General features: G+C 64.8%; 11 protein-coding genes and 1 pseudogene. 6 read left to right on the top strand and 6 right to left on the bottom strand.

The window, feature by feature from the left end; genetic code table 11:
• The coding region (locus ACTNAU_RS08460; RefSeq protein WP_441098155.1) for a hypothetical protein at positions 1 to 1,433 on the top strand (1,433 nt) is incomplete at its 5' end.
• 432 nt (positions 1,434 to 1,865) lie between these two features.
• On the opposite strand, the pseudogene ACTNAU_RS08455 reads toward ACTNAU_RS08460, so the two are convergent.
• From ACTNAU_RS08455 to ACTNAU_RS08440, 4 genes and pseudogenes are all read right to left on the bottom strand, one after another.
• Positions 1,866 to 2,126: pseudogene (locus tag ACTNAU_RS08455) on the bottom strand (acylphosphatase); the annotation flags it as partial.
• Between the two features lie 28 nt (positions 2,127 to 2,154).
• On the bottom strand, positions 2,155 to 2,718 hold the full coding sequence (lepB, locus tag ACTNAU_RS08450) for a signal peptidase I (protein WP_185914546.1): 564 nt from the start codon (positions 2,716 to 2,718) through the stop codon (positions 2,155 to 2,157).
• Between the two features lie 260 nt (positions 2,719 to 2,978).
• Positions 2,979 to 4,754 carry an oleate hydratase gene (locus tag ACTNAU_RS08445; protein WP_441098154.1) on the bottom strand — a complete coding sequence of 592 codons (1,776 nt, stop codon included), beginning with the start codon at positions 4,752 to 4,754 and terminating at the stop codon, positions 2,979 to 2,981.
• A 190-nt stretch (positions 4,755 to 4,944) separates the two neighbouring features.
• The gene (locus tag ACTNAU_RS08440; RefSeq protein ID WP_441098153.1) at positions 4,945 to 5,901 is read right to left on the bottom strand and encodes a GNAT family N-acetyltransferase; all 957 of its coding nucleotides are present in this window, start codon (positions 5,899 to 5,901) and stop codon (positions 4,945 to 4,947) included.
• A gap of 623 nt (positions 5,902 to 6,524) precedes the next feature.
• Here ACTNAU_RS08440 and ACTNAU_RS08435 point away from each other — a divergent pair.
• Entirely contained in the window at positions 6,525 to 6,962 is a 438-nt protein-coding gene (locus ACTNAU_RS08435; protein ID WP_441098152.1) for a hypothetical protein, read from the top strand.
• Positions 6,963 to 7,014: 52 nt separating this feature from the next.
• Here the strand turns inward: ACTNAU_RS08435 and ACTNAU_RS08430 are convergent, their stop codons facing one another.
• Positions 7,015 to 7,587 carry a DNA-3-methyladenine glycosylase I gene (locus ACTNAU_RS08430; RefSeq protein WP_441098151.1) on the bottom strand — a complete coding sequence of 191 codons (573 nt, stop codon included), beginning with the start codon at positions 7,585 to 7,587 and terminating at the stop codon, positions 7,015 to 7,017.
• Positions 7,588 to 7,937: 350 nt separating this feature from the next.
• Between ACTNAU_RS08430 and ACTNAU_RS08425 the strand changes: the two genes are divergently transcribed.
• The 3 genes from ACTNAU_RS08425 to ACTNAU_RS08415 all read left to right on the top strand — a co-directional run bounded on the left by ACTNAU_RS08425 (position 7,938) and on the right by ACTNAU_RS08415 (position 10,098).
• Positions 7,938 to 8,492 (top strand): GNAT family N-acetyltransferase, encoded by a 555-nt coding sequence (locus ACTNAU_RS08425; RefSeq protein ID WP_441098150.1) that lies wholly within the window; start codon positions 7,938 to 7,940, stop codon positions 8,490 to 8,492.
• Between the two features lie 68 nt (positions 8,493 to 8,560).
• On the top strand, positions 8,561 to 9,421 hold the full coding sequence (locus ACTNAU_RS08420) for an RNA polymerase sigma factor (RefSeq protein WP_441098149.1): 861 nt from the start codon (positions 8,561 to 8,563) through the stop codon (positions 9,419 to 9,421).
• Complete coding sequence (locus ACTNAU_RS08415) at positions 9,418 to 10,098, top strand: DUF2461 domain-containing protein (protein WP_441098148.1); 681 nt, start codon at positions 9,418 to 9,420, stop codon at positions 10,096 to 10,098. Before ACTNAU_RS08420 ends, ACTNAU_RS08415 begins: the two co-directional genes overlap by 4 nt.
• 63 nt (positions 10,099 to 10,161) lie before the next feature.
• On the opposite strand, the gene ACTNAU_RS08410 is transcribed toward ACTNAU_RS08415, so the two are convergent.
• Entirely contained in the window at positions 10,162 to 10,536 is a 375-nt protein-coding gene (locus ACTNAU_RS08410) for a pyridoxamine 5'-phosphate oxidase family protein (protein WP_216401554.1), read from the bottom strand.
• Between the two features lie 124 nt (positions 10,537 to 10,660).
• Here ACTNAU_RS08410 and pdxR point away from each other — a divergent pair, with 124 nt between their 5' ends.
• On the top strand, positions 10,661 to 12,070 hold the full coding sequence (gene pdxR / locus ACTNAU_RS08405) for a MocR-like pyridoxine biosynthesis transcription factor PdxR (protein ID WP_441098147.1): 1,410 nt from the start codon (positions 10,661 to 10,663) through the stop codon (positions 12,068 to 12,070).
• The last annotated feature ends 316 nt before the right edge of the window (positions 12,071 to 12,386 follow it).

Genomic DNA, 12,386 nt, shown 5'->3' with positions numbered 1-12,386 from the left:
AGGACGCGGCGGAGCTGATGGCCCAGAGATACGGCTTTGCCTCCAACGTGGGGCGGGACGAGGCCCTCACTTACACCTATGCCATCACCCAGAAGGGGGCGGACGTGAGCGACCAGGGGGTGGACACCACCCAGCCGGGCAGCTTTGTGGTGGTCTGCACCGCCACCGACGCGGACGGGAACACCACCACCCTCTACCTGACCGACACCCTCATCGACCCGGACGCGCCGGCGGTGGAGCGGCAGGAGGAGGGGACCCCGCCGGTGGGCCCGCCCTTTGACCCCCTGAAGCCGGTGCCCCAGCCGGTGATCAAGGAGGACCCGGAGACCGGTCGGAGCCACGCTTATATCTACGAGCAGATCGCCGAGGGGGTCAGGGAGCCCGGGGCCTATGGCGGGAGCCTGACGGGGGAGGTGGCCCAGCAGATCTTCGCCGGGCGGTACGGGTTTGTGAGCCAGCAGGGGGACGGGGAACTGACCCTCTCGCCCATCCGCGTGACCCAGGACGGCAAGGACGTGACGGCGGCGGGGTACGACACCGCCAAGCCGGGGAGCTGCGTCATCAGCCAGACGGCCACCGACAGCCGGGGGAACAAGACTACCGTCTACCTGACCTACACCTTTTTGCCGGTGGGGAGCCCGCCCTGGGTGGACTACGACCCCAGCGACCCGACGGTGGAGCCGGGGAGCGAGCTGGAGGAGCCGGAGATCGTGGAGGACTGGCAGAGCGGGACCAAGTACGCCACGGTGACGGACCGGCTGGTGCAGACCATCACCGACCCGCCGCTGTCGGGCGGCTGGCTGGACGGGGAGGAGCTGCGGGCCTTTCTGGGCAGCCGGTACCAGTTCACCTCTGCCCAGCCGGACGGGAGGTTGAAAGAGGTGCGCTTTGCCGTGAGCCGGGACGGGAAGGCGGTGGAGGGCATCGACACCACCCGGCCGGGGGAATACCTGATCGTCTACACCCTGGAGGACTCCGCCGGGAATCGCACCTCCCTCTTTTTGCGGTATCTGCTGCAGGAGGGGGACATCTCCGGCGAGCTGGAGCACTCCTCTACCCCCTTTACGGGGATGGAGGGGGCCGACTGGTCGGACGGCCGGGGCGGCGGCTCCGGCTCCGCTCTGGGAGGGCTGCACAACGGCTGCCCTATCCACTGGCTGGCCCTGTTGGGGGCGCTGCTCACCCTCTGCCACCTGGGCCTCTCCCGCCTGCTGCTTCGCCGCTGGGAGGAGGACGAGGAGGGGCGGCGCACCCGCCGGGTGGGCCTGGGCCGGGCCCTGCTGCTGGCCCTCATGACCGCAGCGGCCGCCTTTTTGGCCGCCCACATCCGCTGTGGGTACGACCTGCCGGCCCTGCTGCTCTGGGCGGCTGCCATTGTTTTGGACATGGTGGCGCCGGAGCGGAGCCGCCGGGAGGAGCGGGCCGAAGGCTGAATGATGAATGCTGAGCGATTTTTGAGAGAATAGCGCCAAAGGGGCGAACGGACCGAGAAAAACGGTCTGTTCGCCCCTTTTTTGGTGGGGGAGGCGAGAGAATGCCGCCGGGCGGCCGCGCATGTTTTTGCGGGGGTGCGGCGGTTGTAAGGAAGGGGGTGTCGCCCCCCCTCGGCCGCCCCTTTTTTTGCCGCAGGAGGGCGGGGCCGCGGGTGCGGCCGGAGGGGAGAGAAGGGGGCGGCGGGTCCAGCTTTCCCCCCGCCAAAAAAGGCCGCTGCTCTCTGGCGGCGGCCTTTTTGGCAAGGGGGGTGAGGGGCAGATGGCGTGGGCGGGGGGCTGCCCCCTGTGTGGCGGGGGATTTGCGCGGGGAAGGGGCGGCACGGCCGCTCCCCTCGGGGATGTCTGGCGGCGCGGGTGGAAAGGGCGGGGCCTTTAGAGCACCTCGAACCCATTTTCGCGGATGGGGTCCAGTCGGCGGGTCTCCACCCCCTCCACCTGGGACCAGCGGTTCCCCTCCCGCACCGCCTCCAAAAAGGCGTCCAGCTCGGCGGGGGGGCCCTGTACCTCCAGCTCCACGTCCCCGTCCTCCCGGTTGTGCACCCAGCCGGTGAGGCCGTGGAGGCTGGCGGTGTACTTGACAAAGTAGCGAAAGCCGACCCCCTGCACCCAGCCCGAAACCCGGGCATAGATCCGCTTTTGCACGGCAGTTCCCTCCCTTCGGCTACTCCACCTTGCTGATGGAGGGGTAGTAGCGGAAGAGCACCTTGCCCAGCATGTCTTTTTTGGGGACGTAGGGGGTGCTCCAAAAGCGGGCGTCCAGCGAGTCGTTGCGGTTGTCCCCCATGAGGAAATAGTGCCCCTCCGGCACGGTGTAGGGGCCGTAGTCCCCCTGGGGGATGCCCTTGACATAGGGCTCCTCCACCATCTCGCCGTTGCGGTAGAGGACGCCGCTCTCGATTTCGATCTCGTCCCCCGGGATCCCGATCACCCGCTTGACGTAGAGGCGGTGTTCGTCCGGCGGGTAGAAGACCGCCACGTCCCCCCGCTGGGGCTCGCCGAAGGTGTAGGCCAGCCGCAGGGCGATGATGCGGTCCCCGGGCATGATGGTGTCCTCCATCGAGGAGGTGGGCACCTGGGCATTGACGATGACCACCAGCCCGATGAAGAGGGCCAGCGCCACCGCCACCGCAAACACCTTGACCCAGCTGACGACCTCCCGCATGACCGCTTTTTTCTTTTCTGCCACTTCGCGCATGGCCTGCTCGTCGTGTTCCTCCGGCAGCATGACACCGCTTCCCTTCCCTCTGGCGTTTTCCTGTATCGTTACCAATATAGCACAATTCACCCCCGCCGAAAAGGGCGGGGGGGCCCTCTTTTTGCTATACAAATTGGAATATATAGCTACAATATAACAAATTAACCCTTCTTTTGCCCTGTTTTGCGCTGTTTCCCGGCGCATTCGGCAAAAAAGGCGCGGCCCGGAGGCCGCACCTTTTTTCGCATTTTGGGAAAGGAGGGGGGAGAGAGGGGAGCTGAGGGCTGCGTCTAGATGAGGTGGTAGCGCGCCAGCAGCTCCTCGATGACCGTGCCCGAAATCTTTTTCATGGTGGCCTTTTCCACCAGCCCGGCCAGGAAGGGCAGCTTGATGTCGGTGAGTTTTTTGCCGTCCATCATCTTGGAGGTGGAGTCCAGCAGCACCCGCACGTCGTAGCAGGAGTTAAAGACCTCCGGCACCCCGCGGTCCACATCCAGCAGGGTGTAGACGGCCTCCATGGCGGTGCGCACCGAGTACTCGGTGGTGAAGACGGTGTCGCGCACCGTGTCGGCGAACTGGCCGATGAAGGCGAAGTTGACGCAGCCCTCGGGCACCACTTTGGGGCGGTCGCCCGCCGTGCGGGGCATGAAGAAGGAGGTGATATAGGGCATCATGCAGGGGATGCAGTGGGCCCCGGTGGCCGCCAGCTCGGGGATCTCCTCCTCCGGCACCCCCATGTGGTAGAGCCACTCCATGGTGATCTCCCGGCCGGTGCACTGGCGCATCGGCTTTTTCACGTAGTCGCCCGGCACGTCGGTGTAGAGGCCGTACACCCAGACCACCAACTGGTCCTTCGGCTGCTCCTTGAAGTGGGGCTGGCGGTTGAGGGTGAAGCTCATCAGCCAGCTGGAGTCCTTGACGGTGATGATGCCGCCGGTGACCACCTTGCCCGAGAAGGGGTCGCGCTTGCACATCTTTTGGATGTAGGGGGGGATGCGGCCGTCCAGGGTGGTGATGGTGGCCGACTCCCAGTTGGTCTTGGGGATGTTGCCGCAGAACTTCTCCGGCCGGCCGAAGGCGGGGTCCTGGGCGGCGATGTTTTTCCAGAGCTGCCAGCAGCCGCCCTCGCCGTTTTGGGTGGTCTGGGCGGGGGCGTGGTCGTCGTCCCCCAGGGTGGAGTTCTCGGTGCAGCTGCCGTTGGTGACAAAGACCAGGTCGTCCTCGAGGAGGTCGATGCGCTCCTCCCGGCCATTCCGCAGGCACTGGATCTGCCGGGCCACCTTTTTGCCGCCGCTCTTTTCAAAGAGGACGTTTTGCACCTGCACGCCGTACTGAAAGTCCACGTTGTGCCCCTCCAGGTACTTGACCATGGGCAGGATCAGCGATTCGTACTGGTTGTACTTGGTGAATTTGAGGGCCGAAAAGTCGGGCAGCCCGCCGATGTGGTGGATGAAGCGCTGGATGTAGAGTTTCATCTCCAGGGCGCTGTGCCACTTTTCAAAGGCGAACATGGTCTGCCAGTAGAGCCAGAAGTTGGAGGAGTAGAACTCCTCGTCGAACACGTCGTCGATGGTCTTGTCGTAGAGGTCCTCGTTCTTGGTGAAAAACAGCTTGACGATCTCGGCGGCCGCCTTGTCCGAGAGGGCGAATTTGCCGTCGGTGTGGGCGTCCTCCCCCCGGTTGACCGAGGCCCGCATCAGGGAGTAGTTGGGGTCGTGCTTGTTGAGCCAGTAGTACTCGTCGAGAACGCTGACCCCCTCGGTCTCGATGGAGGGGATGGAGCGGAACAGGTCCCACAGGCACTCGAAGTGGTTCTCCATCTCCCGCCCGCCGCGGACGATGAACCCCCGCTGCGGGTCGTTGATGCCGTCGCAGGCGCCGCCGGGGAGGGAGAGCTCCTCTAAAATGTGGATGTGTTCGCCCTTCATCTGGCCGTCGCGCACCAGGAAGCAGGCCGCCGCCAGAGATGCCAGGCCGCTGCCCACCAGGTAGGCGGACTTGCGGTCAACCCCCTCGGGTTTTTCAGGGCGGGCAAAGGCCTCGTAGTTGCCGTTGGAATAGTACATCAAAAATCCCTCCGTTTTGTCTTTGGTGGATGGGTCTCTTCTCTCGATGGCTCTATCCTACTCCCCCCCGGGCCCCGCCGCCATAGACAATCGCCCCCCCCTGGCGCATTTTTTGACAGGGGGGCGCGATTGTAAAAAGTTTGGACAGATGGGGGGAAGTGTCTAAATGAGGGGGAGAGGGCGGGGGAAATCAGAGCGGGAGGGGGTCCAGTATCCGCTCGTCGACGCGGCGCACCAGGCCGTGGGTGTAGGGGGAGAAATACTTGCACCAAAAGGCGTGGGCGGCGGGGTTGATGCTCTCAAAGTCCACGCCGAGGTGGGTGTACCCCTCCCCCTTTAGGGATCGGATGGCGCAGTTCAGAAGGGTTTGCACGACCTCTTTGCCGCGGTGCTCCCCCAGGCAGAAAGCGCCGGTGATGTGGCGGTAGCGGGGGGAGGGGGAGAGGAAGGTCTCGCCCTTGGCGGACAGTTTTAGATAGGCGCACAACCGGCCCTGAAAGGCGGCGGCAAAGCAGCGGTCGCCCTCCGCCGCGCAGGAGCGGCAGAAGGCGTCGCAGCTCTCCAGCGGGCGGGCCATAAAGGTCGGGCTCTCCCGGAAGTGCCGGTCGAGCAGCTCCTCAAAGGGGTAGACGGAGGAAAATTGGGCGGGGGGCAGCTCGAAGAAGGAGTACCCCTTGGGGGGTGGGCAGTCGATCGGCTCCATGGGGCGGATGGCGTCGACACAACGCAGGCCGAAGCCGTACTGGAAGAACTGGCGCTGGGCCTCCTCCCCCTGGGCGTAGAGGGCGACGGCGTGGCTGAGGGCCCCAGCCCGCACCCACTTGGCGGCGGCGCGCTGGTACATGGCGGCGTAGACCGGCCCCCGCCGCTCCGGTGCGGCGGCGTGGGCGCCCATGGGGGAAAAGACCCCCCGGCAGCGGGTGGAGCCAAAGGCGTTGTCGAAGGGCGGGCCGACGCTGAGAAAGCCTACCATCCGCCCGCCCTCGAAGGCGGTGACGCCCAGGCCGACCGCGGCAAAGGGGGTCAGGTCCAGCCCCTCCTCGACCGCCGGCAGGGCGGGAAGGCGGCGCTGCTGCTCCCGGTAATCGGCCAGAGCGAGGGCGCTGGCTGCGGGGATGTGGGATGGGGTGAAGTCGACAATGGTCATGGGGACCTCCTCTTTATGATATATCCACTGGGTAAAGAGTTTTTTATGGAATGCAACAGGATTGTAGCATTTTTTCAAAATATGGGCTACGCGATATAAAATGAATGGGGAAAAGCTATTTTTCTAGGAACTTCTATAAAAGGAAGAAAGTTCCCTCAAAGTAAGGAAACACTTACCATCGGTTTGTTAAAACGCGCCCACAGTATTGATAAAATAATGGGGAGGGGAAGTGATATTGTGAAAACCGATTACCCGGAGCGCTACCGGATATTGGGGCTAAAAATTGCCTATTACCGCAAGCGGGCTGGATACACTTAGGAAGCATTCGCGGAGAAGATTGGCAGGAGCAACAATTTCATTTCCCAGGTCGAGGGGGTAGGGACTACCAAAGGGGTCTCACTAGAGACCCTTTTCAAGATGGCGGAGGTTTTGGGTGTCCCTGCGGGGGAGTTGCTGGAGGAAGACCAAAGAGGCAGCATTCCCCCTTTAAAATGACCTGTGCAGCAAAATACAGTTGTAAATTTGCGCACATCCACTCCTATATTATAGCGCAGATTGCGATGTCGGCGCATCTCATGAAAACATTCTGAAGCGATACGGTATGTGTGGGGGGAGGCAGAGCTGTGAAAAAGAGAACGCGCCACGACTGCCCGCTTGTGGGCTCTTGCCGGCCCATCTACCATCCACCCTCCCTGGAAAAGGCGAACCGGGCCTACGCCCGTTGGGAGCGGGCGTTGCAGAGGGAGCAGTGGGCCCGCCGGGCGGCCCGGGCGCTGGCCCCGGCGGGGGTGCCGTTTGCGGTGCTGGCCCTTTTGTGCGGTTTGGCCGGACCCTGCGGCTGGCTGCCCGGTGAAGTGGCGCTGTTGAACGGGGGGACATCGGTCCTTGCTGCCTTTGGCTGCCTGGCGCTCTCCCTGCTGCTGCGGGAGGTGGCGCGGGTGGCCAAAGAGGCCGGCGACGCGGCCTATGCGGCCTACGAAAACAGCCGCTTTGCAGCCACCAGTCCCCGCTCCGCCCACTTTATGGGCGGGTGCGGGGCGGGGAAATGGGAAGAGGAATAGAGAAGCGCCCCGGACGGGTCTGTCCGGGGCGCTCTTTTGCTTGGGGGCGGGGCTAGCCCTGCATCTCGCGGTAGACAAAGCAGCTTGTCAGGTGGTCGTTGACCATGCCGACGGACTGCATATAGGCGTAGACGATGGTGGAGCCGACAAACTTGAAGCCCAGCTTTTTCAGGTCCCTGCTGATTTGGTCGGAGAGGGGGGTGCTGGGCGGCACCTCCTCCATCTTCTGCCAGTGGTTTGTGATGGGGGTGTCGCCCACATAGGCCCAGAGGAACTGGTGGAAGCTGCCGCAGCGCTCCTGCACCTTTAAAAAGGCCTGGGCATTGGTGACGGCGGCGCGCACCTTGAGGCGGTTGCGGATGATGTCTTTGTTTTGCAGCAGCTGTTGCACCTTGGCCTCGTCGTAGAGGGCCACTTTGGCGGGGTCGAAGCCGTCGAAGGCCTGGCGAAACGCCTCCCTCTTTTTGAGGACGGTGTTCCAACTGAGACCGGCCTGCATCCCCTCTAAAATCAGCATTTCAAACAGCTTGTTGTCCTCGCGCACGGGGCGGCCCCACTCGCGGTCGTGATAGGCGATGGAGAGGGGGAGTTCCCCCGCCCAGGCGCACCTTGTCTTTTCGCACATGAAAACACATCCTTTTTTTGTTTGTCCGCCTGCGGGCGGGGGGAGGTCCACCTTTTGGGAAGAGGGGAATCATTTTGCTTATCCTATCACTTTAAGCTGCTATTCTCAAGGCGGTGGGGAGGAGGGGAGGAAGAGAGCAATTTTTCCCGCTGGACGGGCGGACAGGCCCATGATACAATAGTCAAAATATGCGTTTAGAGAGGGTGCTTTGGCGTCTTTGCACACGACACCGGGGTGGGCGACAGGGGCTTCTCGGTGGTAGGAAGAGGGACGAACCGCCTGCATACTTGCGCCTTTCCCCCGCCGCCAAAGGCGGAGGGGAGAGGCAGAACACAGAGGAGGAATGCACTGTGATCTTTGAAACCCAGCGCCTGGTCCTGCGGCCCTGGCGGCCGGAGGACGCGCCGGCGCTCTACCAACTGGCAAAGGACCCCCGGGTCGGCCCCGCCGCGGGCTGGCCGCCCCACACCAGCGTGGAAAACAGCCGCAAACTCATCGAGGGGGTGCTCTCGGCCCCCTACACCTTTGCGGTGGTGCTGCGGGAGACGGGCGAGCCGGTGGGCAGCATCGGCCTGCTGTTCGGCGAGGGCAGCAACCTCCCCTTGAAGGAGGGGGAGGCCGAGATCGGCTACTGGCTGGGGGTGCCCTACTGGGGGCGGGGGCTCATCCCCGAGGCGGTGCGGGAGCTGCTGCGCCACGGGTTTGAGGAGCTGGGGCTGGAGCGGGTCTGGTGTGGGTCTTTCGAGGGGAACGAGAAGTCCCGCCGGGTGCAGGAGAAGTGCGGGTTCCTCTACTGCCGCACCGACAGGGACGTCCCCTGGCCGCTGATGGGGGATGTTCGCACCGAGCACATCACCTGCCTGAGCCGGGCGCGCTGGCTGGCGAGCTGCGCCGACAAAAACTGAGCCAATCTTTGAATGGACTGTCACAACCGGCGGCGCGCGCCGTCTAACTATGTATAGGAGGTGTGCGCATGAATGATTTGACCGCACTGGAAAAACAGACCATTGAACGGGCCGTCGCCGGCGACCAGAAGGCGCTGGAAGAGGTGTTGGCCGGGGTGCAGGACTTGGTGTTCAACCTCTCCCTGCGGATGCTGGGGCTCCTCCCCGACGCGGAGGACGCCACCCAGGAGGTCCTCATCAAGGTGATGACCCGGCTCTCCTCTTTCCGGCAGGAGTCGAGCCTCTCCACCTGGGTGTTCCGCATTGCACTCAACCACCTGCGAGACTACAAAAAGGGGATGTTCGCCCAGCGCCCCCTGAGCTTTGAAATCTACGGCGAGGACATCGCCTCCGGCCGGGAGCGGGATGTCCCCGACCTGGGCGGCGGGGTGGACCAGGGGCTGTTGGAGCGGGAGCTCAAGCTCTCCTGCACCAACGTCATGCTCCAGTGCCTGGACGCCGAGAGCCGCTGCATCTACGTGCTGGGCACCATGTTCCGCCTGGACAGCCGGGTGGCCGCCGACATCCTCGGCCTGAACCCCGCGGCCTACCGGCAGCGGCTCTCCCGCATCCGCAAAAAGGTGGGCGCCTTTTTGGGGGAGTACTGCGGCCTGGGCGGTGGGGGCTGTTCCTGCAAGCGGCGGACCAACTACGCCATCGCCACCCACCGCATCGACCCCGAGCACCTGGTCTTCCCCGGGCTGGAGGAGTGCAGCTACCGGGACATCGCCCAGTTCACCGACGCCATGGAGGAGCTGGACGGGCTCTCCCAGGTGTTTGCCGACCTGCCCGCCTACCGCACCCCCGAAGAGGTGCGCGACTGGGTGAAGGGGCTGCTGGCCTCGGGCAGTTTTGCCACCGTGATGCAGACAGAGGGGGCGAAGGGATGAAGATGGAGGAGATGCTCTCCTTTCTGCGGGAGCTGGAGGAGCACAACGACAGGGACTGGTTTCACGCCCACGAGGAGGGGTACCGGCGGGCCACCGCCGCCTTTGAGCAGCTGGTGGGGGAACTGAACCTCGCCCTGCATCGGGGGGATCCGGAAATCCCCCTGGCCGCGCCCAAGACCCTCACCTTTAAACTGATGCGGGACACCCGCTTCAGCCGGGACAAGTCCCCCTACAACCCGTCTTTCCGCGCCCACATCGGCCCTAGGGGGAAGCTGCCGGTGCCGGTGGGCTACTACCTCTTTTTGCGGCCGGGGGGGCGCTCTTTCCTGGGCGGGGGGCTCTTTGCCGACATGTTCCGGGACGCCACGACCCTGGTGCGGGACGCCATTGCCGCCCAGGGGGAACGCTGGGGGGAGATCCTCGACGCCCCCGACTTTCGGGCGCATTTCACCGTGGGCGGCAGCGCCCTCAAAAACGTTCCCCGGGGCTACGACCCGGATTACCCCCAGGCCCAGTACCTGAAGAACAAGAGCTGGTACCTGGAGTACCCGCTGGGCGACGAGCAGCTTTTGACCCCCGACTTTGTGGACTTTGCCGCCGCCCTCTTTTTGAAGATGCGGCCCTTTGGTGCCTTTTTGAACGAGGCCCTGGCCCCCTTTGAGATGCCCAGCCGATGAGACAGAAATGAAAAACGAACCGCCGGCAAGCGCTGCCGGCGGTTCGTTTTGGGGCGTGGGGGGCTACATGGTCTCCTTGAGGGAGGTGACGGTGACTTCCAGTACCCGGCTGAGCCAGGGGAACTGGGCGACCATCTTCTCAAAGTCGGGGCCGGAGGTGAGGAAGCGGGCGGTCCCCTCGAGGCGGAAGCCGGCGCCCATGGAGCCGCCGCTGCCTTCCACCTGGTTGCTGCCCAGGGCCAGCAGCACCTTGTTGTTGGCAGACGTGTCCTTTTCGATGCTGGTCATCCCCCCGGCGGGGATGAGCAGGCGGTCGTCCTCGGTGATGTTGATATAGCTGTGCCAGGTGTTGACCACGTGGGGTTCGTTCTCGCAGCAGGAGACGATGGCCACCACCCCTTCGTGGGCGAGAATGTCGAGCAGTTTTTTGTCCAGCATGTTGCGGTCCTCCTCATTGGATTGCGGTGTGATTTGCTTTCTGGCACCAGTATAGGATATAATTGGCTTGTTAGAAAGAGCCAATTTGAGAGAATTTATAGGAGCCAGTTGGAGGCGATGTCGGGTGTTCATCCTGCTTGAAGAGAGGGACGGCGACCCCCTGTACGTACAAATTTACCGCCAGATCAAGGAGATGATCGCCGCCGGACAGCTGCGCCCGGGGGAGCGGCTGCCCTCCACCCGGGCCCTGGCCGCCACCCTGGCGGTGGGGCGGAACACGGTGGAGAACGCCTACGCCCAGCTGGTGGTGGAGGGGTATGTGAGCAGCCGCCAGGGGAGCGGGTACGAGGTGCAGCAGCTGGTGGAGCTGGGGCCCTGCCCGCCCCCGGCCCCCGCCGAGAGGCGGGAAGCGCCGCCCCCGCCCCTGGGCGAGCGGGTGCGCGTCGACTTTCAGTATGGGCAGCTGGATCCCCACGACTTCCCCCTGGGGCTTTGGCGGAGGTGGACGGCCCAGGCCCTGGACGAGCTGCAGCCGGAGGAGCTGGTGGGGTACAGCAGCGGCAAGGGGGCCTACGGCCTGCGCCGGGAGGTGGCCCGCTACCTCCGCCGCTCCCGGGGGGTGGTCTGCGCGCCCGAACAGGTGCTCATCTGCGCCGGGACCACCTACGCCCTGAGCCTGTTGGGGCAGATGCTGCGCCCCCGGTGGGGGCAGGTGGCGATGGAGGACCCGGGCTACCCCAACGCCAAAGAGGTGTTTGCCAAGTGCGGCCTCGGGCTGCTGCCCATCCCGGTGGAGGGGGACGGCCTCTGCGTCGACGCCCTGGCGGGCAGCGGCGCGGGGGCGGTTTACACCACCCCCTCCCACCAGTTCCCCGGAGGGGCGGTGCTCTCCATTCAAAAGCGGCACCAACTGCTCAACTGGGCCCGGCAGACCGGCGGGATCGTCATCGAGGACGACTACGACAGCGAGTTTCGCTACCACAGCCGGCCCATCCCCTCCATCGCCAGCCTCAGCCCCGGGGACAACGTGGTCTACATGGGCACCCTCTCCAAGATCCTCTCGCCGGGGCTGCGGGTCAGCTACATGGTGCTGCCGCCCCTGCTGACCGAGGTGTACGACCGCGGGTTCGCCGAGTACCCGGCCTCGGTCTCGATACTGGAGCAGAAGGTGTTGGAGCGGTTTTTGGGCTCGGAGAGGTGGGAGGCGCACCTCCGCCGGGTCTGCACCGCCAACCGCAAGAAGCACGACCTGCTGGTGCGCTGCCTGAAGGAGGAGCTGGGCGGGCGCTTTGCCGTGCAGGGGGAGAACGCGGGGCTGCACCTGCTGGTGCAGTCGCTGGAGGGGCGGGGGGAGGAGGAGCTCATCCGCCGCGCCCTGGCCCGGCAGGTGCGGGTCTACCCGGTCTCCCGCTACTGGATGGAGCGGGCGCGCTACGGCGGGGACACGGTGCTGCTGGGGTTTGCCGGCCTCTCGGAGGAGGCGATCTGCGCGGGGGTGCGGCTGCTGGGCGAGGCCTGGGGGGAGGAAGGGTAGTCGCCTGGCCCGGGGAGAGGGGCCGGCCGTCGCCGCTGTTTGATGGGCGGATACAGGTGAAAAGGGGAAGGCGGCGCCTTCCCTTTTTTGCTTGTGATAAGGGGACTGCCCGGCGCCGGTTTCGCCTGGTGGAGGGGCGAGGGGGCAATGGGACAGTGGGGCAGGTGTCCCGGGCGGAAGCGAGGGGGCGTTTCTGGTTGCCCCTGCGAAGGCAGAAGGGGAGGGGGGACCTCACGGTCGGGGCGGGGAGAAAGGGGGAATGTTCCGGTCGGGGCGGTTGCGGGTGGCTGCGCGCCTTTTTGACCGGAGGTCTGTC

The sequence above is a fragment of the Bittarella sp. HCP28S3_D9 genome, from assembly GCF_052065655.1.
Lineage (GTDB): Bacteria > Bacillota > Clostridia > Oscillospirales > Ruminococcaceae > Bittarella > Bittarella massiliensis.
This window is presented reverse-complemented; position numbering and strand designations above follow the sequence as displayed.